Raw genomic sequence first — 23,863 nt, 5'->3', positions numbered from 1 at the left:
TCAGGCCAGCGAGATCAGGTCGAGGTACTCGACGCCCCACAGGTCCTCGACCCCGTCGGGCAGCACCAGCACCCGCTCGGGCTCGAGGGCCTCGACGGCGCCCTCGTCGTGCGACACCAGCACCACGGCCCCGGTGAAGGTCCGCAGCGCGCCGAGGATCTCCTGCCGCGAGGCCGGGTCGAGGTTGTTGGTGGGCTCGTCGAGCAGCAGCACGTTGGCCGAGCTGACCACCAGCAGCGCCAGGGACAGGCGGGTCTTCTCGCCGCCGGAGAGGACCCCGGCGGGCTTGTCCACGTCGTCGCCGCTGAACAGGAAGGAGCCGAGCACCTTGCGCACCTCGGTCTCGCCGAGGTCGGGGGCGGCGGACTTCATATTGTCCAGGACCGACCGGTCGGTGTCGAGGTTCTCGTGCTCCTGGGCGTAGTAGCCGATCTTGAGGCCGTGACCGGGCAGGATCTCGCCGGTGTCCGGGGTGTCCACGCCCGCGAGCATCCGCAGCAGGGTGGTCTTTCCGGCGCCGTTGAGGCCGAGCACGACGACCTTGGAGCCGCGGTCGATGGCCAGGTCGACGTCGGTGAAGACCTCCAGCGAGCCGTAGGACCGGGACAGTCCGCGCGCCATGAGCGGCGTCTTGCCGCAGGGCGCGGGGTCCGGGAAGCGCAGGTGCGCCACCTTGTCCTGCTGCCGCTCGCCCTCCAGGCCGTCCAGCATCCGCTCCGCGCGGCGGGCCATGTTGTGGGCGGCGGTGGCCTTGGTGGCCTTGGCCCCCATCTTGGCGGCCTGGGCGAGCAGGGTCGAGGCCTTCTTCTCGGCGTTGGCCCGCTCCCGCTTGCGGCGCTTCTCGTCGGTCTCGCGCTGGGCGAGGTACGCCTTCCAGCCCAGGTTGTACTGGTCGATGGTCGCGCGGTTGGCGTCCAGGTGGAAGACCTTGTTGACCACCTGGTCGAGCAGGTCGACGTCGTGGCTGATGACGATCAGCCCGCCCTTGTAGGTCTTCAGGTAGTCCCGCAGCCAGACGATCGAGTCGGCGTCCAGGTGGTTGGTAGGCTCGTCCAGCAGCAGGGTCTCGTTGCCGGAGAACAGGATCCGCGCGAGCTCGACCCGGCGGCGCTGACCACCGGACAGGGTCGAGAGGGGCTGGCCCAGGATGCGCTGCTCCAGGCCGAGCGCCGCCGCGATGGTCGCCGCCTCGGACTCCGCGGCATACCCGCCCGCCGCGTCGAAGCGCGCCTGCAGCTTGGGATAGCGCTCCATGGCCGCCTCGTGGGTCGCCACGTCGGCGGACGCCATCGCCCCCTCGGTCTCGCGCATCTTGCGCACGATCACGTCCAGGCCGCGGGCCGACAGGATCCGGTCGCGGGCGAGGACGGCGAGGTCACCGGTGCGCGGGTCCTGCGGCAGGTAGCCGACGGTGCCGGAGCGGGTGACCTGTCCGGCGGCGGGCTGGCCCTCCCCGGCGAGCACCTTGGTGAGGGTGGTCTTGCCGGCGCCGTTGCGGCCCACCAGCCCGATCCGATCGCCCGCCGCCACCCGGAAGGAGGCGTGGTCGATCAGGATCCGGGCGCCGGCGCGCAGCTCGATGTCGGTCGCGGCGATCACGTGTGTGGGGTCCTTCGTGAGGGGTTTGTCTGGCAGGTCCCGAGGGTGGGTAACAGGTCGTGAGCAATCACCCCAGGTCGACCTCGGCGCGCGAGGCGGCCGAGTTAGTCTACGGCCACGCCTGCCGGACCATTCAGGCGTCCGCACGAGTCAGGAGCAAGGATGAGCTTCAACGACGATGCCCAGTTCGACACCAGTCAGGTCGAGCGGGGCGGTGGCGGCGGTGGCATGAGCCCCGGCGGCATGATCCTCGGCGGCGGTGGCGGCCTCGGCCTCCTCGGTCTGATCGTCGTGCTGCTGCTCAACATGTGCGGTGGCGGCAACGTCAGCCTCCCGTCCACCGGCAGCGCCGGCCAGCAGCAGGGCGCCGGCACGGGCAGCGCGGCCGACCTGGACCGTTGCAAGACCGGCGCCCAGGGCAACACCGACGTCGAGTGCCGCGTGGTCGGCACCGTCAACTCCGTCCAGGCCTACTGGAAGAAGGCGCTGCCCGAGCAGGCCGGTCGCCAGTACGTCCCGGCCAAGACGAACCTCTACCAGGGCCAGACGCGCTCCGCGTGCGGCACCGCGTCCAACCAGGTCGGCCCGTTCTACTGCCCCACCGACCGCAAGGTCTACATCGACGCCTCCTTCTTCTCGCTGCTGCGCACCCAGTTCGGTGCCGACGACGGCGCGCTCGCGCAGGAGTACGTCGTGGCCCACGAGTACGGCCACCACATCGAGAACCAGCTCGGCCTGCTGCAGAAGGCCCAGCAGGACCCGCAGGGCCCGCAGTCCGGCGGCGTCCGCATCGAGCTCATGGCCGACTGCCTCGCCGGCATGTGGGCCAAGGACGCCAGCACCACCCAGGACGCCCAGGGCCGCACCTTCATCAAGCCGCTGTCCGAGAAGGACATCCACTCCGCCCTGTCCGCCGCCAAGTCCGTCGGTGACGACCACATCCAGTCCACGATGGGCTCCGGCCAGGTCAACCCCGAGTCCTGGACCCACGGCTCCTCCGAGGCCCGCCAGCGCTGGTTCCTCAAGGGCTACCAGCAGGGCAGCCTGCAGACCTGCAACACCTTCGCCGTCGACCGGGTCGAGTGACCAACGGCCCCGCAGAGCCCGCGCGCAGGCCCGATCCCGTCCCGGGGCTCGGGCCTGCGGCCTGTCCGGGGGCCTCGGGCCTCGTCGCGCCGTGACGTGCGCGATCATGACCGGATGACGTCCCGCACCATCGGCTTCGACCTCGACCAGACCCTCGTGGACACCCAGGAGCGGATCGTGGGGTCCTTCCGCTCGGCGCTGCGCGCCATGCAGCGGCCCGACGTCGATGCCGAGGCCTTCCGACCCTGGTTCGGCTACCCGCTCGGCCAGATCCTGGCGCAGGTGTCCCCGGGCGCCGACGAGGCGGTGTTCACCCCGCTGTACCGCCAGGCCTACGACGTGGACCGGCCCGGCGCCATCGCCCCCATGCCGGGTGCCGTCGAGGCCCTGGAGTGGCTGCACGCCAACGGCTTCCGGTCCTTCGTGGTCTCGGCGAAGAACACCCCCGCCGTCGAGGCCTCCCTCGCCGACGCCGGGCTGGCACACCTGCTCGACGGCTTCCGCGGCGACCTCTTCGGCGAGCAGAAGGCCATCCCGATCCAGGAGGAGAAGGCGGCGTTCTACGTCGGCGACCACATCGCCGACATGCACGCCGCGAGCCTGGCCGGCGCCGTCGGGATCGCCGTGGTCTCCGGCGGCCACGACGAGCACGCGCTGCGGGACGCCGGCGCAGCCGCCGTCATACGGACCCTCGCCGAGCTGCCCGAGGTCGTCACCCGCCTGTCCTGACCCCGCCACCAGGGGCACGTGGCGCAGACAGGTGGCGCCCGGCAGGACGGTGACGGTCAGCCCGCGGGCCTGTGGCATCATGCGAGATACGTGCTCCGGGGTCGGTGCAATTCCGAGCCGGCGGTGACAGTCCGCGACCCGACCACCTCTCGAGGTGGGCGGTTGACCTGGTGGAACTCCAGGACCGACGGTGAAAGTCCGGATGGGAGGCAGCACGAGAGGTCCCGCCAGGGTGCCTCGACGCAGGGTGACCTGCGGCGCGTCCACGTGCCGCCCGGCCGCCCGTCGCCGTCGTCCCCGGAGCTCGCGAGGCGAGCACCTGCTCGCCCGACGAGCACGGAGAGAGACGATGGACGACCGCACCACCGACCACGAGACGCCCGAGCGAGACGTGCTGCTCCTGCGGCGTGCCGTCGGCCTCGCCACCCGCGGACCGGTCGTCGACCCCAACCCCCGCGTCGGCTGCGTCCTCGTCGCCGCCGACGGCGAGGTGATCGGCGAGGGCTGGCACCGCGGCGCGGGCACGCCGCACGCCGAGACCGCCGCCCTGGCTGCCGCGCTCGCGGCGGGCCACGAGCCCCGCGGCGCCACCGCCTATGTCTCGCTCGAGCCGTGCAACCACACCGGCCGCACCGGCCCGTGCGCCGAGGCCCTGGTCGAGGCGGGTGTGGCCCGGGTGGTGTATGCCGCGACCGACCCCTCCCCCGCCGCTGCCGGGGGCGCCGACACCCTGCGGGCCGCGGGCATCGCCGCCGACCTGGTCCCGGTCCCCGAGGTGACGGACCTCAACCCCTGGTTCGACCACGCCGCCCGCACCGGGCGACCCTTCGTCACCTGGAAGCTCGCCGCCACCCTGGACGGGCGCAGCGCCGCGGCCGACGGCACCAGTCGCTGGATCACCGGCCCGGCCGCCCGCGAGGACGTGCACCGGCTGCGCGCGACGGCCGGTGCCGTGGTCGTCGGGACCGGCACCGCCCTGGCCGACGACCCGCACCTGACGGTCCGCCACGAGGGCGCCCTCGCCGAGCAGCAGCCGCTGCGCGTGGTCGTCGGCTCGCGCGAGCTGCCGCGCACCGCGCGGGTGCTCGACGACGCGGCGCCGACTCTCCTGCTCCCCCACCAGGATCCGGCGCAGACCCTGGCCGAGCTGCACGCCCGCGGCATCCGCCATGTCTGGCTCGAGGGCGGGCCCACCCTCGGATCGGCCTGGCTCGCAGCAGGACTCCTCAACCGGGTGATCGCCTACGTCGCGCCCGTGCTGCTCGGAGCCGGCTCCCCCGCCGTCGCCGACCTCGGCGTCGCCACCATGGCCGACGCCGTGCGCCTGACCACCACCGACGTGACCGTGCTCGACGGCGACGTGCGGATCACCATGACCCCCAACCCGATCGGAGGGTGCTGATGCACACCGAGTCCCCCATCGAGGAGGCACTGCAGGCGCTGCGCGAGGGCCGACCGGTGCTCGTCCTGGACGACGTCGACCGCGAGAACGAGGGCGACGTCGTGGTCTGCGCGCAGACCGTCACCACCGAGTGGCTCGCGTGGACGATCCGGCACTCCTCGGGCTATGTCTGCGCGCCGATGACCGAGGAGCGCGCCGACCGACTGGCGCTGCCGCTCATGGTCGCCCGCAACGAGGACAGCCTGCGCACGGCATACACCGTCACCGTCGACGCCGCCGTGGGCGTGACCACGGGGATCAGCGCCGCCGACCGCACCCGCACCCTGCACGTGCTCGCCGACCCGGCCTCCGAGCCCACCGACCTGATCCGCCCCGGCCACGTGGTGCCGCTGCGCGCCCGCGACGGCGGGGTGCTCGTGCGCCGCGGTCACACCGAGGCCTCGGTCGACCTGTGCCGCCTCGCCGGGCTGGAGCCCGTCGCCGCGATCGGCGAGCTGGTCCACGACAGCGGCGAGATGATGCGGACCCCGGAGGTGTTCGCGCTGGGCGCCGAGCTCGGCCTGCCCGTCGTCACCATCGCCTCGCTGGTCCGCCACCGGGAGCGCCACGACCGGGTCCGCCTGGCCGCGCGCACCACGGTGCCCACCCGCCACGGCGCTTTCACGGCCTACGGCTACGAGGACCTGCTGACCGGCGCCGAGCACGTCGCCCTCGTGAGTCCCCTCGGCCTGCAGGCAGACTCGCCGGTCGTGCGGGTGCACTCCGAGTGCCTGACCGGCGACGCCTTCGGGTCGTTGCGGTGCGACTGCGGGCCCCAGCTCGACCAGGCCCTGGCGCGGGTCGCGGCCGAGGGCGGCGTCGTGGTCTACGTCCGCGGGCACGAGGGGCGCGGCGTCGGGCTGCTCGCCAAGCTCGCGGCCTACCACCAGCAGGACGAGGGCGCCGACACCGTGGACGCCCAGACCCGGCTCGGGCTGCCGGTCGACGCGCGGGAGTATGCCGGGGCGGCTGCGGTCCTGCACCACCTCGGCCTCACCCGGATCCGGCTGATCACCAACAACCCCGACAAGGTCGCCTCCTTGACCGAGGCCGGCATCGAGATCACCGCCGTGGAGCCCTCGCTGGTCCCACCCAACCCCGCCAACGCGGCCTACCTGCGCACCAAGCGCACCCGCATGGGCCACCTGCTGCCCGCCGACCTCCCCGTCGTCGAGCCCGACGACGCCCACCTCGCACCCACGCTCGCCCAGGAGGCATGACATGGCCGGACACGGCTCCCCCACCCTCACCGTCGACGGCAGTGGCCTGCGCGTCGCGATCGTCGCGTCCTCGTGGCACGACCAGGTCATGGACGGCCTGATCGACGGGGCGCGCCGCGGCTGCGCCGACGCCGGCGTCGACCTGCCCGAGGTCGTCCGCGTGCCAGGGACCTTCGAGCTGTCCGTGGCCTGCGCCCGGCTGGCGCCGCGGTATGACGCGCTGGTCGCCCTCGGCGTGGTGATCCGGGGCGGCACCCCGCACTTCGACTACGTCTGCAGCGCCGCCACCCAGGGCCTGACCGAGGTGTCTGTGCGCACCGGCGTGCCGGTGGGATTCGGGGTGCTGACCTGCGACGACGACGCCCAGGCGATCGACCGCGCGGGGCTGCCCGGGTCGCGGGAGGACAAGGGCCACGAGGCCGCGACCGCGGCGATCGCGATGGCGGTCACGCTGCGCGACCTGGAGGCTCGCGCCTGACCTGACGCCGGGCCCGGACCCGCAGGCGATGCGCCCGGTCGAGCAGATCCCTGCGGAGCGTGGCCTGCTCGTCCGCCGACCGGGCGCCTGACCGGGACGACGGGAGAGCGCCTGCGCTGCGCTCTCCCGTCGCCCTGGTCAGCGGGGCCGGGCTGCGACCGGACGCGCGGCCACGCCGCCGGACGGCTCGATCTCGCGCCTGGTCAGGCAGTAGGTCGAGCCGTCGGGCGCCCGCATCACGTGCCACCAGGGATGCTCGGAGACGAAGTCGGCGCCCAGGCTCGTGTGTCGTGCGGTCGCCTGCTCGAGGCGCTCCTGCCGCTCCCCGACCGCGATGTCCAGGTGCCCGACGACCGGCCCGCCGGAGTCGTCGAGGCGCTGCAGCAGGATGTGCATCGCGCTGGGGCGCGGCGGCTGCAGCACGATCAGGTCGGCGCGGCGGGAGACCTGGTGGACGTGCCAGCTGGTCAGCGCGTTCCACCAGGTCAGCTCGATGTCCCAGCGGTCGGCGGGGACGTCCACGCAGATCTGGTCGAGCCGCTCGTCGGCCACCGGGGACGGCAGCGCGCCCTCGCCCTCGTGGCCGACGCAGCACACCCCGAAGCCTCCGGGCGAGCGCAGCACGACTGAACCGGGCTCGCGGTGCACGACCGTGCCGCCCGCGGCCTCACCGACGGTGGCAACCCCCTCGGGATCGACGCAGTGCAGGTCGACGTGCGCGCCGGGCCCGCCGGAGCCCACGTCCTGCAGGCGCAGGTGCGGGTCCCCGTCGCGGGGCAGGTAGGTCGAGAACTGACCCGCGTGGCCGCGCACGGGCGACATCGTGGACCCGGTCACCGCGCTCCAGAAGTCCGCTGCCGCAGGGACCTTCGCGGACGGCACGTCGACGAAGGCCGTCACCCAGGCGATCATGCCCGCCACCCCGGCTCGCGCCCGAGCAGGGCGACCAGCTGGTCCAGCCGGTCGCGGGAACCGGTCGCCATCGGCGGGGCGAAGATGCCCTCGACACCGCCCCCGCTCACCCGCGGCGTCTCGTAGCGCAGGCACTCGTCGACGGCCTCCGGCACGGCCGTCCAGCGCTCACCCGCGCCGCGGGCCAGGTCCCACCCGTGCACGGTGAGGTCGACGAGCATCTGCTCGGCATACTCGCGGATCGGGCACTGCCCGAAGGACATCACCAGCACCCGGGACTCGTCCTCGACCGCCTGCCAGGACGCCAGGGACCGCTCGACGGCCGCGCACCAGGCTCCGACCGGGTCCGACCCCAGGACGTCGCCGTCGTGGTCCGAGCCCACGTCCGCCAGCGTCTCCCCCGCGAGCAGCCTGGGCGCCCAGAGGTGCTCCGCGGTGAGGTGGTTCAGCACGTCCCGCACGGTCCACTCCTCGCAGGGGCTGGGGCGGGACCAGGCCTCTTCTGGCAGCCGCTGCACCAGATCCGTCACCGCGGCTGCTGCGGCGGGGAGCAGCCTACGGGCGCTGGACATCTCCGTCGACGTCATGGTGGCTACTCTGCCACCGACGGTCGCCGGACGCCCCACGGGGTCGGTCACGCGCACCTGCACGCACCGGGCGCGAGCCAGCACGGTGCGCAGGACCTCGTGCGTCGGGTCCGGTATGTCGAAGGCCTGGTAGCGCGGCAGGTCCGCCCACGCCGCGAGCCGGGGGTCGGCCAGGACCCGGTCCACGAGCCCGCGGTCGCCCCCGACGGCCAGCGCCTGCGCCCACCCGAGACCGCAGCTGCCCACCGCCCGCGCCTCGTGCATCCGCAGGAGGCAGGTGACCACGTGGTCGATCAGGGCGTCCGCCTGGTTGGCCCGGCGTCGGGCGTAGCGCTGCTGGGACCAGCCGCCCGCAGCCGTCCGGGACTGGACGTAGCGGGACCCGGCGGTGTGCGCGACGAAGGTCGTCCCGTCGGCCAGCCCCAGCGCATACCGGCCCCGCCGGACCAGGACGAGCGCGAGACGGGGGCTCGCCGCGGGCCAGCCCACGAGGGTGCGCAGCGATGAGACCTGCGGGGCGCCCGCGAGATCCAGGGCGGTGAGCCGGGCCACGGTCCCGTCGGCGCAGGTGATGACGATCGCGCCGGTGTCGTGGGACCAGGTGGGCGCGCCGTGCCGGTCCAGCAGGTCCCCGACCCAGCGGGTGAGCCGCTCCCGGGGCAGCTCGACGGTGCGCGGGGCGGTGCCCGAACCCTCGCTCATGGCCTCTCGGGCGGCGTCGTCATGGCGTCGATGATAGTGCTCCGACCACGCCGGACGGTCCTCCCGGACGCGAGCACGCCCGGGTCCGGCGGACCGCAGGAGACGGGGCGGATCCGCGGGCACCGGTGGCCGGGCGTGCTCGCGTCCGACGACGGCGGGGCACCTGGATGGTCCGAGGTACCCTGCCGTGAGGTGCTGCGCCGCTCAGACGTTGAAGCCGAGGGCTCGCAGCTGCTCGCGCCCGTCCGGCGTGATCTTGTCCGGGCCCCACGGCGGCATCCACACCCAGTTGATCCGGTGGGAGGTCACCAGGCCTTCGAGCGCCTGCGCGGTCTGGTCCTCGATCACGTCGGTCAGCGGGCACGCCGCCGAGGTGAGGGTCATGTCGATGACGGCGCCGGCGGCGGGGTCGACGGTGATGCCGTACACCAGACCGAGGTCGACGACGTTGATGCCGAGCTCGGGGTCGACGACGTCGCGCATGGCCTCCTCGACGTCGGCGACGTTGGGCGGCGTGGCGCCCGTGGTGGCGGTCTCGCTCATCACTGCTCCTTGCTGGTCGGTGCGGCGGTGGTCTGGGAGGTGCTGCTGATGTCGACGCCGGCGCGGGCCAGCGCGTCGACCATGGCGGTCCAGCCCAGGAGCGCGCACTTGACCCGGGCGGGGTACTGCGCGACGCCGGCCAGGGCGATCCCGTCGCCGACGACCTCCTCGTCGCCAGGGTCGGTCCCCTTGCTGGTGAGCATGGTTCGCATCGCGGCGAAGGTCTCGAAGACCTCCGAGAGCGGGCGACCGATGCACTCCTCGGCGAGCATGGACGTCGACGCCATCGAGATCGAGCAGCCGAGCGCGTCGTAGGAGACGTCCTGCAGCGTGATCTGCTCGGGCGCCCCCTCCGTGCGGTCGACGTGGACCCGCAGGGTCACCTCGTCCCCGCACGTCGGGTTGACGTGGTGCACCTCGGCCTCGAAGGGCTCCCGCAGGCCCACGTGGTGCGGGTGCTTGGAGTGGTCGAGGATCAGCTCCTGATAGAGGTCCATCAGCTCGCCTCCTGGTGGGTGTCCAGGCCGAAGATCTCGGGGACGCGGTCCAGCGCGGCGAGGAGGGCGTCCACCTCCTCGGCGGTGTTGTATGCCGCGAAGCTGGCGCGGGTGGTCGCCGCGACGCGCATCCGGCGGTGCAGCGGCCAGGCGCAGTGGTGGCCCACGCGGACCTCCACGCCCTGGTCGTCGAGGACCTGACCGACGTCGTGGGCGTGCACCTCGTCGACGACGAAGGCGACGGACGAACCGCGGTCGGTCATCTCGGTGGGGCCGATCACCCGCACCCAGGGCCGCGCGGCGAGGCCGTCGAGCAGCCGCTGCGCGAGCGCCTCCTCGTGGGCCTGCACCCGGTCCAGGCCCAGCTCGTCGAGGTAGTCGCAGGCGGCGGCCAGCCCGACGGCCTGGGCGACGTTCATCGACCCGGCCTCGAAGCGCGCGGGCGGAGCGGCATACGTCGTCGTCTCCATGCGCACGAGCGCGATCATCGACCCGCCGGTGAGGAACGGCGGCATCGCGGCGAGCAGCTCGGCCCGGCCCCACAGCACGCCCACGCCGGTGGGGCCGAGCATCTTGTGCCCGGACAGGGCTGCGAGGTCGACGCCCAGCTCTTGCACGTCGAGCCGCTGGTGCGGGGCGCTCTGGCAGGCGTCGAGCACGGTCAGGGCCCCGACCTTGCGGGCGCGGGCGACGAGCCGGCCGACGGGGTTGACGGTGCCGAGCACGTTGGAGACGTGGGTGAAGGCCAGCACCTTGGTGCGCTCGGTGACCACCTCGTCGAGGTTCGACAGGTCCAGGCGCCCCTCGTCGGTCACCCCGAGCCAGCGCAGCGTGGCGCCGGTGCGGCGGCACAGCTCCTGCCAGGGCACGAGGTTGGCGTGGTGCTCCATCTCGGTGATGCACACCTCGTCCCCCGGCCCGAGCGTGAACCGCTCTGCGACCTGCGGCGCCACCCCGTCCATCGCACCCGCGAAGCCGGCGTTGCTGAAGGCGTAGGCGACGAGGTTGAGCGACTCGGTGGCGTTCTTGGTGAACACCACCTCGTCGGGGTCGCCCGCCCCGACGAAGCGGGCCACGGTGGCCCGGGCCTGCTCGTAGGCGTCGGTGGCCTCCTCGGACAGCAGGTGCGCGCCGCGGTGGGCGCCGGCGTTGACGGTCTCGTAGAACCGCCGCTCGGCGTCGACGACCTGGCGAGGCTTCTGCGAGGTGGCGCCGGAGTCGAGGTAGACCAACGGGTGGTCCCCCCGGCCGGTGCGCGCGAGGATCGGGAAGTCGGCCCGGATCCGGGCCGACTCCTCGGGGGTGAAGGGCTCGGCCACCATCAGGCCTGCGCGACCTCGACGGGGGCGTCCGCGGGGAGCGCGGGCGAGGCAGGGGCGCCCGCGGGCGACGCCGCCGGGGCGGGGGCGTTGACGAAGCGGTCGTAGCCCTCCTCCTCGAGCCGGTCGGCGAGCTCCGGGCCCCCCTCCTCGACGATCTTGCCCGCCACGAAGACGTGCACGAACTGCGGCTGGATGTAGCGCAGGATGCGGGTGTAGTGGGTGATCAGGAGGACGCCCACGTCGCCGCCGGCGATGACCCGGTTGACGCCCTCGGAGACGATCTTGAGGGCGTCGACGTCCAGGCCGGAGTCGGTCTCGTCGAGGATCGCAAGCGACGGCTTGAGCAGCTCCATCTGGAGCACCTCGAAGCGCTTCTTCTCACCGCCGGAGAAGCCCTCGTTGACGTTGCGCTCGGCGAAGGCCGGGTCCATGCGCAGCTCGCCCATGGCGGTCTTGACGTCCTTGACCCAGGTGCGCAGCTTGGGGGCCTCGCCCTGCACCGCGGTCTTGGCGGTGCGCAGGAAGTTGGACACGGTGACGCCGGGCACCTCGACGGGGTACTGCATCGCGAGGAACATGCCGGCGCGGGCGCGCTCGTCGACGCCCATCGCGAGGACGTCCTCGCCGTCGAGGGTGACCGTGCCCTGGGTGACGGTGTAGCGGGGGTGACCGGCCAGCGCGTAGGCCAGCGTGGACTTGCCCGAGCCGTTGGGGCCCATGATCGCGTGGGTCTCCCCCGAGCGGATCGTCAGGTCGACGCCCTTGAGGATCTCCTTGGTGCCCTGCTCGGTCTCGACCGTGACGTGCAGGTCGCGAATCTCCAACGTTGCCATATGTGCTCAGTTCTCCTTGGTGGTGGGCGCCGGGACGTCGACCAGGACGTCGTCACCCTCGAGCTTGACGGGGTAGACCGCGACCGGAACCGTGGCCGGCGGGGTCAGGGGGTCGCCGGTGCGCAGGTCGAAGGTCGCGCCGTGCAGCCAGCACTCGAGCGTGCAGCCGGACAGCTCGCCCTCGGACAGCGAGACGTTGGCGTGGGTGCAGGTGTCGTGGACGGCGTGCAGCTCACGCTCGCCGGTGCGGGCCAGCGCGATCGTCACGCCGCCGACCTCCGCGGCGGCCACCCGGCCGACGGGGATCTCCTGCAGGGTGCAGACCTTCTCGAAGCTCACGCGCTCACCTCGCGCGGCGCGGTCTCGAAGGCCGCGTCCACCGAGTCGGCGAGCTCGCGGTCGATGATCTCCATGAGCCGGGCCTGGGTGTCGGTGACCCCGATGCGGTTGATGATGTCGGCGAAGAAGCCGTGCACCACCAGGCGACGTGCCTCCCGCTCGGGGATGCCGCGGGCCTGGAGGTAGAACAGCTGCTCGTCGTCGAAGCGGCCGGTCGCGGCGGCGTGACCCGCCCCGACGATCTGCCCGGTCTCGATCTCCAGGTTGGGGACCGAGTCGGCGCGGGCGCCCTCGGTGAGCACCAGGTTGCGGTTGAGCTCGTAGGTGTCGGTGCCCTCGGCCGCGGCCCGGATCAGGACGTCACCGACCCACACCGAGTGGGCGGTCTCCCCGCGCAGGGCGCCGCGGTACTCCACGTCCGAGGCGCAGTGCGGGGCCTCGTGGTCCACGAACAGGCGGTGCTCCTGGTGCTGCCCGGCGTCGGTGAAGTAGACGCCGAGGCACTCCGCGGAGCCACCCGGACCGGCATACCGCACGGTCGTGCAGACGCGGACGACCGCGCCGCCGAGGGTGACCGCGATGTGCCGCACGGTCGCGTCCCGCCCGACGAGGATGTCGTGCTGGGCCAGGTGCAGCGCGTCGTCGTCCCACTCCTGCACGGTGACGACCGTGAGCTGCGCGCCGTCGCCGACCCGGATCTCCACGTTGTCGCCGCAACGGGCGGATCCCTGGTGGCTGAGCAGGACCGTGGCCCTGGACTGGGCGCCCGCGTCGATCAGCAGGTGCCCGTCGACCCGGGCGGAGCCGGAGGCGGTCACCGTGATCCGCGCGGCCTCGCCGAACTCCCGTCCCTGCGGGATGTGCACGACGTGCGCGTCCTGGAAGCCCGCCCAGGCGACCGCGGAGGCGCGGTCGCCTGGGCGGAGCACCTGGCCCAGCCGCGCGTCGTCGCGCGGGACCTCGGACACCTTGATGCCCGCCGGGACCTGGATGTCGGTCTTGACGCCGCCCAGGTCCGAGGGCGCCACGTGGAAGAGCTCCTGCAGGCGGTCCACCGGGGTGAACCGCCAGTCCTCCTCGCGGCCGTTCGGGACCGGGAAGTCCTCGACCTCGAAGGAGGTCGTGCGCTCGGCGCGGGACTGGTCCGGCACGAAGGGCGTCTGAAAGGCCTCCGGACGGGCGTCGGGGCGACCTGCGGTGTTGGGGGTCTTGAGCTCGACTGGCATCAGCCGACGGCTCCTTCCATCTGCAGCTCGATCAGGCGGTTGAGCTCGAGGGCGTACTCCATGGGCAGCTCGCGCGCGATGGGCTCGACGAACCCGCGCACGATCATGGCCATGGCCTCCTCCTCGGACATGCCGCGGGACATCAGGTAGAACAGCTGGTCGTCGCTCACCTTGGACACGGTGGCCTCGTGACCCATCTGCACGTCGTCCTCGCGGACGTCGACGTAGGGATAGGTGTCCGAGCGCGAGACGTCGTCGACGAGCAGGGCGTCGCAGCGGACGTTGCTCCTGGACCCGTGGGCGCCCTCGGCGATCTGCACCAGACCCCGGTAGGACGTGCGACCGCCGCCGCGGGCCACCGACTTGGAGACGATCGAGCTGGAGGTGCGCGGCGCGGCATGGACCATCTTGGCCCCGGCGTCCTGGTGCTGCCCCTCGCCGGCGAAGGCGATCGACAAGGTCTCGCCCCGGGCGTGCTCGCCGAGCAGGAAGACCGCGGGGTACTTCATCGTCACCTTGGAGCCGATGTTGCCGTCGATCCACTCCATGGTGGCGCCGGCCTCGCAGGTCGCGCGCTTGGTGACGAGGTTGTAGACGTTGTTGGACCAGTTCTGGATGGTCGTGTAGCGCACCCGCGCGTTCTTCTTGACCACGATCTCCACGACGGCGCTGTGCAGCGAGTCGGACTTGTAGATCGGGGCGGTGCAACCCTCGACGTAGTGCACGTAGGAGCCCTCGTCGGCGATGATCAGCGTCCGCTCGAACTGGCCCATGTTCTCGGTGTTGATCCGGAAGTAGGCCTGCAGCGGGATGTCCACGTGCACGCCCGGCGGGACGTAGATGAACGACCCGCCTGACCACACCGCGGTGTTCAGCGCGGAGAACTTGTTGTCGCCCGCGGGGATCACGCTGGCGAAGTACTCCTTGAACAGGTCCTCGTGCTCGCGCAGCCCGGTGTCGGTGTCGACGAAGATGACGCCCTTCTCCTCCAGGTCCTCGCGGATCTGGTGGTAGACCACCTCGGACTCGTACTGGGCGGCGACCCCGGCGATGAGGCGCTGCTTCTCGGCCTCCGGGATGCCCAGCTTGTCGTACGTCGCCTTGATGTCCTCGGGCAGCTCCTCCCAGCTGGTGGCCTGCTTCTCGGTGGACTTCACGAAGTACTTGATGTTCTGGAAGTCGATGCCGGTCAGGTCGCTGCCCCAGCCCGGCATGGGCTTCTTGTCGAACAGGCGCAGCGCCTTGAGGCGGACGTCGAGCATCCACTGCGGCTCACCCTTGCGGGCGGAGATGTCCGAGACGACGTCGGTGGACAGGCCGCGGCGGGCGGTGGCGCCGGCGTCGTCCTTGTCGGCCCAGCCGTACTCGTAGCGCCCCAGGCCCTTCAGGCCTGGGTTGAGCTCCTCGATGTTGGTGGTCATCGGGTGGACCTTTCGTCGTGGTCGGGGGTCTGCGGGGGCGGTGCGTGGTCGGGGGCCGGTGGTGGGTCGGCCTCGGGCGGTGGGTCGGGAGGTGTGGCCCCGCCAGGTGCCTGCCGGGAGGACATCGCCCCCACCGGCACGAAGGTCGTGCACACGTGCTCGCCGTGGGCCAGGGTCGCCAGGCGCTGGACGTGGACGCCGAGCAGCCGCCCGAAGGCCGCCCGCTCGGCGTCGCAGAACTGCGGGAACTCGCTCGCGACCTGCTGCACCGGGCAGTGGCCCTGGCACAGCTGGACACCCGGCGCGGTGGTGCCGTCGGCCAGCACCACCGGGCGGCTGCTCGCGGCGTAGCCGTCCTGGGTCAGCACCTCGGCGAGGACGCGGGCGCGCGCCCCCGGGTCGTCGCCGGCGGCCCGCACCCGGTCGCGGTAGCGCTCCTCGAGGGCGGCGACGTGCTGGGTGGCGAAGGCCTCGACGGCGTGCTCGCCGACCTGCTCGTGCAGGAACCGCAGCGCCGACGTGGCGACGTCGTCGTAGCGCGCGTCCAGGGCCCGGTGCCCGGCGTCGGTGAGGACGTAGGCCCGAGCAGGTCGGCCCCGCCCGCGGGTGGCGCCGGCGGCGGCGTGGGCGGTGATCAGCCCGGCGCCCTCCAGGGCGTCCAGGTGGCGACGCACCGCGGTCGGGGTGATGTCGAGCATGTCGGCGAGCGACGCGGCCGTCACCGGCCCGTGCTCGGAGACGCCCTGCTGGACGCGGGCCCGGGTGCTGGACTCCACGGGCGAGGTGAGGGCGGACGGTCTCGTCATACGCCTGCTCCTCTCCGTGATCTGCGCTGCTCCGGGCGACGCGCAGGGCCTGCACCGATGATAAACGAAAGATCCGTGTTACCTAATTCCGGCCGGGCACCAGATCGCCGGCCGGTCGCCGTCGCTCAGCCCGTGCTGGGCGCCGCGCGCGTAGAGTGCCGTCCCGTGACGACTGTGGTGACCGCCCAGGGGCTGCGCAAGAGCTTCGGCTCGGTGCGCGCCGTCGACGACCTGACCTGGAGCGCCGAGCAGGGCGCCATCACCTGCGTGCTCGGGCCCAACGGCGCCGGCAAGACCACGACCATGGAGATCCTGGAGGGCCTCCAGCGCCCCGACCAGGGCGAGGCCCGGGTCCTCGGCACCGACCCCTGGGACGCCTCCGCCGAGCACCGCGCCCGGGTCGGCGTCATGCTCCAGGACGGCGGCCTGCCCAACGGCGCCAGGCCGGTCCGGCTGCTGCGGCACCTGTCCGCGCTGTATGCCGCTCCCCTGCCCGTGGACGACCTCGCCACCCGGCTCGGCATCGACCGCTTCGCGGGCACCACGGTGCGGCGCCTGTCCGGCGGCCAGAAGCAACGGGTCGCCCTCGCGGCCGCGCTGATCGGCGACCCGGAGGTCGTGTTCCTCGACGAGCCGACCGCGGGCCTGGACCCGCACGCCCGGCTCGACGTCTACGACCTGGTCCGCGAGACCCGCGACCGTGGCGTCGGCGTGGTGGTGACCACCCACTCCTTCGAGGAGGCCGACCGCCTCGCCGACCACCTGGTGGTGATCAGCGACGGCCGCGTCGTCGGCGCCGGCTCCCCGGCCGAGCTGTGCGCCGGCCGTCCCCTGGAGGACGTCTACTTCGAGCTCACCAGGAAGGTCCGCCGATGAGTGCCGCCGCCCCCGCAGCCGCTCGGATCAAGGCGCAGACGGCCTTCGACATCGGGACCTTCCTGCGCAACGGCGAGCAGACCCTCGTCTCCATCGTGCTGCCGGCCATGGCGCTCGTCGGCGGGGTGCTCGCGCCGTGGCCCGACCTCGGGGGCGGGCGACGCGTGGACGTGGTCACCCCGGGGGTGTTCGCCCTGGCCGTCCTGTCCTCCGGGTTCACCGGCCAGGCGATCCAGACCGGCTTCGACCGCAGGTACGGCGTGCTCCGGCTGCTCGGCGCCTCCCCCCTCGGCAAGACCGGGCTGGTCGTCTCCCGGGTGCTGGCGGTGATGGCCGTCCAGGTCATCCAGTTCGCGGTGCTCGGCGCCGTCGGGCTGGCGCTCGGCTGGCGCCCCGACGTCATCGGTGTCCTGCCCTTCCTCGTGTTCTGGCTGCTCGGGACCACGGCCTTCGTCGGCTTCGCGCTGCTCTTCGCGGGCACCCTGCGCGCGGAGGCCACCCTCGCCCTCGCCAACCTGGTGTGGGTGCTGATGCTCGGCGTCGGCGGCGTGCTCATCCCCGGCTCGCACCTGCCCCGCCCCTGGTCGACGCTGGTGTCCTACCTGCCGTCGGCGGCCCTGGGCGACGGCTTCCGGGCGGCCTTCGAGAGCCACGGGCTGCCGCTGCAGCCGCTGCTCGTCCTGCTGGTGTGGGCCGCGGTCTTCTGCGGTATGGCGGCACGGCTCTTCCGCTGGTCGGACTGACACCGCGCGCCGACGACGACGCTCACCCTGCGCAGCGGGGCGACGACCACCGGCCCATGACCGAGGACTAGGCTGAGGCGGTGAGCACGCCGACCACACCCGTCCGCCCGACCGACTCCCCCGCCGACGTGGTGCGCCCCCCGCGCGGGGCCCGCGACTGGCTGTGGATCGCGCTGACCGCCAACCTGGTCGGCAACGTGCTCATCATCCTCACCGGGGGGCTCGTGCGGCTCACCGGGTCCGGCCTCGGCTGCCCCACCTGGCCCCGGTGCACCCCGGACTCGCTCGTGCCCACCGGGCAGCAGGCCGAGGGCTTCCACAAGTTCATCGAGTTCGGCAACCGGATGATCACACCGCTCCTGGTGATCGTGGCGCTCGCGGTGTTCGTGCTGGCCGTCCTGCGCTGCTGGCGCACCCGGCGCCGGTTCGTCTGGGACTGCCTGGTGCCCCTGGTCTTCGTGCTCGTGCAGGCCGTGGTCGGCGGGATCATCGTGCTCGCCAGGCTCGACCCCAAGACGGTGTCGCCGCACTTCCTCATCTCGCTGTTCCTCGTCGCCAACGCGACCTACCTGCTCTACCGCTACCGTGAGGGCGACGCCCCCGCCGCGCCGCTCGTGCCGCGCGTCGTGCAGCGGCTGGCCTGGGCCGCCGTGGTGGTCGGCGCCGTCGTGTGCGTCCTCGGCACCGCGGTGACCGGATCCGGGCCGCACTCCGGCGACAGCCGGGAGAACGTCCGCTTCGGCTTCGACCCGCACGCCACCAGCTGGCTGCACGCCGACGCGGTGATGCTCTTCCTGGGGCTCACGGTCGCCCTGGTCGTCGCGTCGCGACTGGTGGACGTGCCGGCACCGTTCCGCCGGGTGTGGGACACCGTCCTCGGTGTCACGGTGCTCCAGGGCGTCATCGGCTACCTGCAGTACTTCACCGGCCGTCCGATCGGCGTGGTCGCCGTGCACCTGCTCGTCTCCGCGATCTTCACCGCCCTGCTCACCCAGGGGATCCTGACCGCACGACGCCGCTGACCCGCGCCCGTCGGGCGCCGCGACCAGGGCGCGACTCCGGAGGCCCGAAGGCCCACGCAACCAGGACGCGTAGCCTGCCTGCTCACCGCGCCCCAGGCGCTGCCGACGGCTAGCCTGGCGCCGTGACCGATGCCGTGCGCACGTTCCTGTCCGCCGCCGACCTCGTGACCAGACAGGCCCGCACGCTCACCGTCGAGCAGCTGGCCGCACCCTCGCCCTGCACCGGCTGGGACGCCCGCGACGTGCTGGTCCACGTCACCGGGACCCTGGCCAAGACACGGGTCATGCTGGCAGGCGGGGGGTATGCCGGCGCCCCGGCGTCCACCGCCGCCCCGGCGTCTACCGCCGCCAGGCCCACCCCGATGGCGGCGGTGCAGCTGTGGATCCGCGGCGTCGCGGCCACCCGGTGGGCGCTCGACGAGATCGCACCGGACGCGACCTTCGCCACCCCGCAGGGTCAGGTGCCGCTGCCCGCGGCGCTGGGGCTGGTGACGGCGGACTGCGCGGTGCACGCCTGGGACCTCGCCGCCACGGTCGGGCGTGATCTGGAGCTGCCGGCCGAGCTGGTCGACCACGTGAGCCGGATGGCGGCGTCGGTGCCCGAGGAGCAGCTGCGCGGCCGACTCTTCGCGCCCCCGGTTCCCGCCCCCGACGATGCCGGCCCCACCGAGGCGCTCATGGCCCACCTGGGCCGGATCCGCCCGGTCGCCCGCTGACAGGAGGGAGCCGCCGCCTCGCCGAGGTGGCGACGCGGCGGCCAGGGGGCGACGGGTCAGGACCCGAGCAGCGGGTAGTGCAGCAGCGGGTCGATCGCGACCGCCGTGAACAGCAAGGTCACGTAGGTGATCGAGTAGTGGAAGAGTCGCATCGGCTTCAGCGACGCCGTCGTCGCGTTGGCCGGGTCCTTGGCGCGAGCCAGGAGCTTGTAGGACTCCAGCAGGAACAGCCCGCCGGACAGGATCGCGGTGACCAGGTAGATCCAGCCCATGTCGGCCACCGGCACCAGCGCCAGCGAGATCACCGCCGTCGCCCAGGCGTAGCCCACGATCTGACGAGCGACCGCCGTGTCCTGACGGAGCACCGGGAGCATCGGGATGCCGGCCGCCGCGTACTGGTCCTTGAAGCGCATCGACAGCGGCCAGTAGTGCGGCGGCGTCCAGAAGAAGATCCACAGGAAGAGCACGAACGGCGCCCAGGACACGGACTCGGTCACGGCGGCCCACCCGATGAGGACGGGCATGCAGCCGGCGATGCCGCCCCACACGATGTTCTGGGAGGTCCGGCGCTTCAGCACCAGGGTGTAGAACACGACATACAGCAGGATCGCGCTGACCGACAGCGCCGCGGCCAGCCAGTTGACCAGCAGACCCAGCCACAGCGTCGACACGATCGTCAGCACGATCCCGAAGCGCATGGCTGCGGGCGGGCTGATCTCCCCGGTCACCAGCGGACGGTTCTCGGTGCGGGCCATGAGCCGGTCGATGTCCCGGTCGAGGTAGCAGTTGAGCGTGTTGGCCGCCCCGGCCGACAGGGAACCACCGATGAGGGTGTTGACGACGAGCCACAGGTCGGGCAGCCCGCGCTGGGCCAGGAACATCACCGGGAAGGTGGTGACCAGCAGCAGCTCGATGATCCGTGGCTTCGTCAGCGCCATGTAGTTCTTGACGGTGTAGGAGAAGCGCGAGGTGGGCACACCGGTCCGGTCACGGCGAGCGGTGCTCGGCTGCGTAGCTGTCACGGTGTCCTTCGATCGACGTGGGGCAGGCGCCCGAGAGGGTGTGTCGATCCTATCCCTTCGCCATGCCCGCAGCGACGTGGCGAGCACGCCGAGTGTTCCTGCGACGACGACTGGGGAGCGATCCGCAGGCGACGCCCGACCCGGATCCCGGTCGCGTGCGTCCGGATTGCGGAGGTGCCGGTTCGCCGGGCCGGAGGCTGGGTAGGGCGTGGAATAGGCTCCATGTGACTCCGACCACGTTAGGAAGTGTGACCACGTGAGCATCACCCCCCAGGCCAACGGCCGCCAGGTGTCCGACATGATCGCGGACCGGGCAGGCTGGACCGATCTCGACGTCCGCGCCGTGGACACCGCGCGCTGCCTCGCCGCCGACGCCGTGCAGAAGACCGGCAACGGCCACCCGGGGACGGCGATCAGCCTGGCGCCGGTCGCCTACCTGCTCTACCAGAACGTCATGCAGCACGACCCGGCCGACCCCCACTGGCTGGGCCGGGACCGGTTCGTGCTGTCCGCGGGCCACTCGAGCCTGACGCAGTACATCCAGCTGTACTTCTCCGGTCTGCTCGAGCTGGACGACATCAAGGCCCTGCGCACCTGGGGCTCCAAGACCCCCGGCCACCCCGAGGTCCACCACACCGACGGTGTCGACCTGACGACCGGCCCGCTCGGCTCCGGCGTCGCGACGGCGGTCGGCATGGCGATGGCCCAGCGTCGTCAGCGTGGGCTGCTGGACCCCGACGCCGCGCCCGGCGAGAGCGTCTTCGACCACCACGTGTACGTCATCGCCGGCGACGGCTGTCTGATGGAGGGCGTGGCCAGCGAGGCCTGCTCCCTGGCCGGCACCCAGCGGCTCGGCAACCTCACGCTGGTCTACGACCAGAACCAGATCTCCATCGAGGACGACACCGACATCTCCTTCTCCGAGGACGTGGCCAAGCGCTACGAGGCCTACGGCTGGGACGTCCGCGTCGTCGAGTGGCGCCGCCACCACGGCGTGCGCGACGAGGGCTACGTCGAGGACGTCGACGCGCTGCTGGCCGCGATCGAGGAGGGCAAGAAGGTCACCGACCGGCCCACCCTGGTCATGGTGCGCACCGTCATCGCCTGGCCCTGCCCGACCAAGCAGGGCTCCGGCAAGTCCCACGGGTCCGCCCTCGGCGACGACGAGATCAAGGGCCTCAAGGTGCGCCTCGGTCTCGACCCCGAGCAGACCTTCGAGGTCACCCCGGAGGTCGAGCAGCACGTGCGCCAGGTCCGCGACCGCGGCGCCGAGGCGCACCGGGCCTGGGACGAGCGCCTCGCCGCGTGGCGGACGGCCCACCCCGACAAGGGCGCCCTGCTGGACCGGCTCTCCGCGCGCGAGCTGCCGGAAGGCTTCACCGAAGCCTTCCCGACGTTCACCCCCGACGACAAGGGCCTGGCGACCCGCGCCGCCTCCGGCACGGTGCTCGCCGCGCTGGCCGAGGTCATGCCCGAGCTGTGGGGCGGCTCCGCCGACCTGGCCGAGTCCAACAACACCACCATGTCCGGCCAGCCGTCCTTCCTGCCCGCGGACCGGCAGACCCAGGAGTGGCAGGGCGGCCCCTACGGTCGCACCCTGCACTTCGGCGTCCGGGAGAACGCCATGGGCATGGCGCTCAACGGCATCTGCCTGGAGGGTCTGACCCGGGCGTACGGCGGCACCTTCCTCGTGTTCTCCGACTACATGCGGCCCGCGGTCCGCCTGGCGGCGATCCAGGAGGTCGACTCGGTCTTCGTGTGGACGCACGACTCGATCGGCCTCGGCGAGGACGGCCCCACCCACCAGCCCATCGAGCACCTCGCCTCGCTGCGCGCCATGCCCAACCTGGACGTCGTGCGCCCGGCGGACGCCAACGAGACCGCCCACGTCTGGAAGCGCATCCTCGAGGGCCACGACACGCCGACCGGGCTGGCGCTGTCCCGCCAGGCCCTACCGATCCTCGACCCCGGCACGGTCACGGCCGAGAAGGTGGCCAAGGGTGCCTACGTGCTGGTCGAGAGCTCCTCGCCCACGCCGCAGGTGATCTTGATGGCCACCGGCTCGGAGGTCGCGCTGGCCGTCGAGTCCGCCAAGGAGCTCGAGGGCCGGGGCATCGCCACCCGCGTCGTCTCCATGCCCTGCCTGGAGTGGTTCGCCCGCCAGGACGAGGCCTACCGCGAGTCGGTGCTGCCCAGCGCGGTCAAGGCCCGGGTGAGCATCGAGGCCGGCTCGTCCATGGGCTGGCGCGACTACGTCGGCGACGCCGGCCGGATCATCGCCATCGACCACTTCGGCGCCTCCGCCGACGCCGCGACGCTGTTCCGCGAGTTCGGCTTCACCAGCGACAAGGTCGTCGAGGCCGCGCAGGAGTCCCTGGCCGCCGCCCGCGGGCACGCCGCCCCCGGTGACACCGCCCCGGCGTACGCCACCTCCGACCCCGGCTTCGAGAGCTCGGCCCCGGCCGAGCGTGAGGAGAAGAACTGATGACCACCACGAACCTCCAGGACCTCGCCGCCGCCGGCGTCTCCGTCTGGCTGGACGACCTGTCCCGCGAGCGGCTCGAGTCCGGCAACCTCGCCGCGATGGTCCAGGACCACGGCGTCGTCGGCGTCACGACCAACCCGTCGATCTTCGCCGCGGCCCTGGCCAACGGCGAGCGCTACACCGAGCAGGTCGTCGAGCTCAAGGGCCAGGGCGCGGACGTGGAGCGGGCGGTCTTCGCGCTCACCACCACCGACGTGCAGCGGGCCTGCGACGTGATGATGCCGGTCCACAAGCGGACCAAGGGCGTCGACGGCCGCGTCTCGATCGAGGTCGACCCCCGGCTGGCTCGCGACGCCGAGCGCACCGTCGAGGTCGCCAAGGAGCTCGTCGCCACGGTCGATCGGCCCAACGTCATGATCAAGATCCCGGCCACCGTGGAGGCGCTGCCCGCCATCAGCCGCGTGCTGGCGGAAGGGATCTCGGTCAACGTCACGCTGATCTTCAGCCTGGACCGCTATCGCGCCGTGATGAACGCCTTCCTGACCGGTATCGAGCAGGCCCGTGAGGCGGGCGAGGACCTGTCCAGGATCCACTCGGTCGCGTCCTTCTTCGTCTCGCGCGTGGACACCGAGATCGACAAGCGCCTGGACGCCCTCGGCACCGACGAGGCCAAGGCCCTCAAGGGACAGGCCGGCATCGCCAACGCGCGCCTGGCCTACCACGCCTGGCAGGAGCAGTTCGCGACCCCGCGGTGGGCCAACCTCGCCGACGACGGCGCCAACGCCCAGCGCCCGCTGTGGGCCTCCACGGGCGTCAAGGACCCGGCCTACCCCGACACGATGTACGTCGACCAGCTCGTCGCCCCGCAGGTCGTCAACACCATGCCGGAGAAGACCCTCGAGGCGACGGCCGACCACGGCCGGATCACCGGTGACACCATCACCGGGCACATCGAGGAGTCCGAGGCGGTCATGGATGCCCTGGAGCGCCAGGGCATCTCCTACGACGAGGTCGTCGACCTGCTCGAGCGCGAGGGCGTGGAGAAGTTCGAGAAGTCCTGGGAGGAGCTCCTGGCCACCGTCCAGGGCGAGCTCGACAAGCACTGACCCCCGCCATACCTCCTGCCGGGGCCCGGTCGTCCGCACCCGCGGTCGGCCGGGCCTCGGCCGTGCTCCCGGACGCCCGGTGTCAGACCCGGGCAGCGGGGTATGTGCTCGGCTACCGTGGTGCCGGATCCGCCGCGTCGAATGGAGAACGA

The 23,863-nt window shown here is 72.5% G+C and carries 23 protein-coding genes and 1 riboswitch; of the genes, 11 read left to right on the top strand and 12 right to left on the bottom strand.

From position 1 onward, the window contains the following. Window positions 1–1,599 (bottom strand): ABC-F family ATP-binding cassette domain-containing protein, encoded by a 1,599-nt coding sequence (locus ACK2IS_RS08295; protein WP_409482870.1) that lies wholly within the window; start codon window positions 1,597–1,599, stop codon window positions 1–3. A gap of 162 nt (window positions 1,600–1,761) precedes the next feature. Between ACK2IS_RS08295 and ACK2IS_RS08290 the strand changes: the two genes are divergently transcribed. The 5 genes from ACK2IS_RS08290 to ribH all read left to right on the top strand — a co-directional run bounded on the left by ACK2IS_RS08290 (window position 1,762) and on the right by ribH (window position 6,553). Continuing rightward, window positions 1,762–2,685: a neutral zinc metallopeptidase gene (locus ACK2IS_RS08290; RefSeq protein ID WP_409482869.1), complete on the top strand. Its 924-nt coding sequence runs from the start codon at window positions 1,762–1,764 to the stop codon at window positions 2,683–2,685. A 114-nt stretch (window positions 2,686–2,799) separates the two neighbouring features. Beyond that, the gene (locus tag ACK2IS_RS08285; protein ID WP_409482868.1) at window positions 2,800–3,414 is read left to right on the top strand and encodes an HAD family hydrolase; all 615 of its coding nucleotides are present in this window, start codon (window positions 2,800–2,802) and stop codon (window positions 3,412–3,414) included. A gap of 86 nt (window positions 3,415–3,500) precedes the next feature. Next, a riboswitch (FMN riboswitch) is annotated at window positions 3,501–3,634 on the top strand. Between the two features lie 129 nt (window positions 3,635–3,763). Beyond that, the gene (ribD, locus tag ACK2IS_RS08280) at window positions 3,764–4,816 is read left to right on the top strand and encodes a bifunctional diaminohydroxyphosphoribosylaminopyrimidine deaminase/5-amino-6-(5-phosphoribosylamino)uracil reductase RibD (RefSeq protein ID WP_409482867.1); all 1,053 of its coding nucleotides are present in this window, start codon (window positions 3,764–3,766) and stop codon (window positions 4,814–4,816) included. Beyond that, a complete protein-coding gene (gene ribB, locus ACK2IS_RS08275; RefSeq protein WP_409482866.1) occupies window positions 4,816–6,075 on the top strand; it encodes a 3,4-dihydroxy-2-butanone-4-phosphate synthase in 1,260 nt (419 codons plus the stop codon). Before ribD ends, ribB begins: the two co-directional genes overlap by 1 nt. A gap of 1 nt (window position 6,076) precedes the next feature. Continuing rightward, window positions 6,077–6,553 carry a 6,7-dimethyl-8-ribityllumazine synthase gene (ribH, locus tag ACK2IS_RS08270; RefSeq protein ID WP_409482865.1) on the top strand — a complete coding sequence of 159 codons (477 nt, stop codon included), beginning with the start codon at window positions 6,077–6,079 and terminating at the stop codon, window positions 6,551–6,553. A 138-nt stretch (window positions 6,554–6,691) separates the two neighbouring features. On the opposite strand, the gene ACK2IS_RS08265 is transcribed toward ribH, so the two are convergent. The 10 genes from ACK2IS_RS08265 to ACK2IS_RS08220 all read right to left on the bottom strand — a co-directional run bounded on the left by ACK2IS_RS08265 (window position 6,692) and on the right by ACK2IS_RS08220 (window position 15,741). Next, window positions 6,692–7,465 carry a VOC family protein gene (locus ACK2IS_RS08265; RefSeq protein WP_409482864.1) on the bottom strand — a complete coding sequence of 258 codons (774 nt, stop codon included), beginning with the start codon at window positions 7,463–7,465 and terminating at the stop codon, window positions 6,692–6,694. Beyond that, window positions 7,462–8,754: an acVLRF1 family peptidyl-tRNA hydrolase gene (locus ACK2IS_RS08260; protein ID WP_409482863.1), complete on the bottom strand. Its 1,293-nt coding sequence runs from the start codon at window positions 8,752–8,754 to the stop codon at window positions 7,462–7,464. Before ACK2IS_RS08260 ends, ACK2IS_RS08265 begins: the two co-directional genes overlap by 4 nt. 204 nt (window positions 8,755–8,958) lie before the next feature. Next, complete coding sequence (locus ACK2IS_RS08255; RefSeq protein ID WP_409482862.1) at window positions 8,959–9,297, bottom strand: metal-sulfur cluster assembly factor; 339 nt, start codon at window positions 9,295–9,297, stop codon at window positions 8,959–8,961. After that, the gene (gene sufU, locus ACK2IS_RS08250) at window positions 9,297–9,794 is read right to left on the bottom strand and encodes a Fe-S cluster assembly sulfur transfer protein SufU (protein ID WP_409482861.1); all 498 of its coding nucleotides are present in this window, start codon (window positions 9,792–9,794) and stop codon (window positions 9,297–9,299) included. Before sufU ends, ACK2IS_RS08255 begins: the two co-directional genes overlap by 1 nt. Beyond that, window positions 9,794–11,116, bottom strand: coding sequence for a cysteine desulfurase (locus ACK2IS_RS08245; protein ID WP_409482860.1), 1,323 nt, complete (start codon window positions 11,114–11,116; stop codon window positions 9,794–9,796). Before ACK2IS_RS08245 ends, sufU begins: the two co-directional genes overlap by 1 nt. After that, a complete protein-coding gene (gene sufC / locus ACK2IS_RS08240; RefSeq protein ID WP_409482859.1) occupies window positions 11,116–11,949 on the bottom strand; it encodes a Fe-S cluster assembly ATPase SufC in 834 nt (277 codons plus the stop codon). The genes ACK2IS_RS08245 and sufC overlap by 1 nt, the downstream gene beginning before the upstream one ends. Window positions 11,950–11,955: 6 nt before the next feature. After that, window positions 11,956–12,288, bottom strand: coding sequence for a Rieske (2Fe-2S) protein (locus tag ACK2IS_RS08235; RefSeq protein WP_409482858.1), 333 nt, complete (start codon window positions 12,286–12,288; stop codon window positions 11,956–11,958). Beyond that, complete coding sequence (gene sufD, locus ACK2IS_RS08230) at window positions 12,285–13,514, bottom strand: Fe-S cluster assembly protein SufD (RefSeq protein ID WP_409482857.1); 1,230 nt, start codon at window positions 13,512–13,514, stop codon at window positions 12,285–12,287. Before sufD ends, ACK2IS_RS08235 begins: the two co-directional genes overlap by 4 nt. After that, complete coding sequence (sufB, locus tag ACK2IS_RS08225; RefSeq protein WP_409482856.1) at window positions 13,514–14,935, bottom strand: Fe-S cluster assembly protein SufB; 1,422 nt, start codon at window positions 14,933–14,935, stop codon at window positions 13,514–13,516. The genes sufD and sufB overlap by 1 nt, the downstream gene beginning before the upstream one ends. Further along, window positions 14,932–15,741: a helix-turn-helix transcriptional regulator gene (locus ACK2IS_RS08220; RefSeq protein ID WP_409482855.1), complete on the bottom strand. Its 810-nt coding sequence runs from the start codon at window positions 15,739–15,741 to the stop codon at window positions 14,932–14,934. Before ACK2IS_RS08220 ends, sufB begins: the two co-directional genes overlap by 4 nt. Before the next feature lie 165 nt (window positions 15,742–15,906). Between ACK2IS_RS08220 and ACK2IS_RS08215 the strand changes: the two genes are divergently transcribed. The 4 genes from ACK2IS_RS08215 (at window position 15,907) to ACK2IS_RS08200 (ending at window position 19,098) form a co-directional block, all read left to right on the top strand. Then, window positions 15,907–16,617, top strand: a complete 711-nt coding sequence (locus tag ACK2IS_RS08215; protein WP_409482854.1) for an ABC transporter ATP-binding protein — start codon at window positions 15,907–15,909, stop codon at window positions 16,615–16,617. Beyond that, window positions 16,614–17,360 (top strand): ABC transporter permease, encoded by a 747-nt coding sequence (locus ACK2IS_RS08210; protein ID WP_409482853.1) that lies wholly within the window; start codon window positions 16,614–16,616, stop codon window positions 17,358–17,360. Before ACK2IS_RS08215 ends, ACK2IS_RS08210 begins: the two co-directional genes overlap by 4 nt. A gap of 80 nt (window positions 17,361–17,440) precedes the next feature. Continuing rightward, a complete protein-coding gene (locus tag ACK2IS_RS08205) occupies window positions 17,441–18,382 on the top strand; it encodes a COX15/CtaA family protein (RefSeq protein WP_409482852.1) in 942 nt (313 codons plus the stop codon). A gap of 122 nt (window positions 18,383–18,504) precedes the next feature. Next, window positions 18,505–19,098 carry a TIGR03086 family metal-binding protein gene (locus ACK2IS_RS08200; protein ID WP_409482851.1) on the top strand — a complete coding sequence of 198 codons (594 nt, stop codon included), beginning with the start codon at window positions 18,505–18,507 and terminating at the stop codon, window positions 19,096–19,098. 56 nt (window positions 19,099–19,154) lie between these two features. Here the strand turns inward: ACK2IS_RS08200 and ACK2IS_RS08195 are convergent, their stop codons facing one another. Next, complete coding sequence (locus ACK2IS_RS08195; RefSeq protein WP_409482850.1) at window positions 19,155–20,120, bottom strand: heme o synthase; 966 nt, start codon at window positions 20,118–20,120, stop codon at window positions 19,155–19,157. A 298-nt stretch (window positions 20,121–20,418) separates the two neighbouring features. On the opposite strand from ACK2IS_RS08195, the gene tkt reads away from it, so the two are divergent. Next, on the top strand, window positions 20,419–22,605 hold the full coding sequence (gene tkt, locus ACK2IS_RS08190) for a transketolase (protein ID WP_409485650.1): 2,187 nt from the start codon (window positions 20,419–20,421) through the stop codon (window positions 22,603–22,605). Continuing rightward, on the top strand, window positions 22,605–23,711 hold the full coding sequence (tal, locus tag ACK2IS_RS08185) for a transaldolase (protein WP_409482849.1): 1,107 nt from the start codon (window positions 22,605–22,607) through the stop codon (window positions 23,709–23,711). The genes tkt and tal overlap by 1 nt, the downstream gene beginning before the upstream one ends. Window positions 23,712–23,863: the final 152 nt, after the last annotated feature.

It is taken from the genome of Arsenicicoccus dermatophilus, assembly GCF_046267915.1.
In the GTDB taxonomy this organism is placed as follows: Bacteria; Actinomycetota; Actinomycetes; order Actinomycetales; family Dermatophilaceae; genus Arsenicicoccus; species Arsenicicoccus dermatophilus_A.
Note: the sequence above shows the minus strand (reverse complement) of the source record. Positions and strands in the feature narration are given on the sequence as shown.

Bases quoted from the DNA above. Each gene is read 5' to 3' on its own strand.
- ACK2IS_RS08290 (WP_409482869.1), top strand. From the start codon at position 1,762: ATGAGCTTCAACGACGATGCCCAGTTCGACACCAGTCAGGTCGAGCGG.
- ACK2IS_RS08285 (WP_409482868.1), top strand. From the start codon at position 2,800: ATGACGTCCCGCACCATCGGCTTCGACCTCGACCAGACCCTCGTGGAC.
- ribD (WP_409482867.1), top strand. From the start codon at position 3,764: ATGGACGACCGCACCACCGACCACGAGACGCCCGAGCGAGACGTGCTG.
- ribB (WP_409482866.1), top strand. From the start codon at position 4,816: ATGCACACCGAGTCCCCCATCGAGGAGGCACTGCAGGCGCTGCGCGAG.
- ribH (WP_409482865.1), top strand. From the start codon at position 6,077: ATGGCCGGACACGGCTCCCCCACCCTCACCGTCGACGGCAGTGGCCTG.
- ACK2IS_RS08265 (WP_409482864.1), bottom strand. From the start codon at position 7,465: ATGATCGCCTGGGTGACGGCCTTCGTCGACGTGCCGTCCGCGAAGGTC.
- ACK2IS_RS08260 (WP_409482863.1), bottom strand. From the start codon at position 8,754: ATGAGCGAGGGTTCGGGCACCGCCCCGCGCACCGTCGAGCTGCCCCGG.
- ACK2IS_RS08255 (WP_409482862.1), bottom strand. From the start codon at position 9,297: ATGAGCGAGACCGCCACCACGGGCGCCACGCCGCCCAACGTCGCCGAC.
- sufU (WP_409482861.1), bottom strand. From the start codon at position 9,794: ATGGACCTCTATCAGGAGCTGATCCTCGACCACTCCAAGCACCCGCAC.
- ACK2IS_RS08245 (WP_409482860.1), bottom strand. From the start codon at position 11,116: ATGGTGGCCGAGCCCTTCACCCCCGAGGAGTCGGCCCGGATCCGGGCC.
- sufC (WP_409482859.1), bottom strand. From the start codon at position 11,949: ATGGCAACGTTGGAGATTCGCGACCTGCACGTCACGGTCGAGACCGAG.
- sufD (WP_409482857.1), bottom strand. From the start codon at position 13,514: ATGCCAGTCGAGCTCAAGACCCCCAACACCGCAGGTCGCCCCGACGCC.
- sufB (WP_409482856.1), bottom strand. From the start codon at position 14,935: ATGACCACCAACATCGAGGAGCTCAACCCAGGCCTGAAGGGCCTGGGG.
- ACK2IS_RS08220 (WP_409482855.1), bottom strand. From the start codon at position 15,741: ATGACGAGACCGTCCGCCCTCACCTCGCCCGTGGAGTCCAGCACCCGG.
- ACK2IS_RS08210 (WP_409482853.1), top strand. From the start codon at position 16,614: ATGAGTGCCGCCGCCCCCGCAGCCGCTCGGATCAAGGCGCAGACGGCC.
- tkt (WP_409485650.1), top strand. From the start codon at position 20,419: ATGATCGCGGACCGGGCAGGCTGGACCGATCTCGACGTCCGCGCCGTG.
- tal (WP_409482849.1), top strand. From the start codon at position 22,605: ATGACCACCACGAACCTCCAGGACCTCGCCGCCGCCGGCGTCTCCGTC.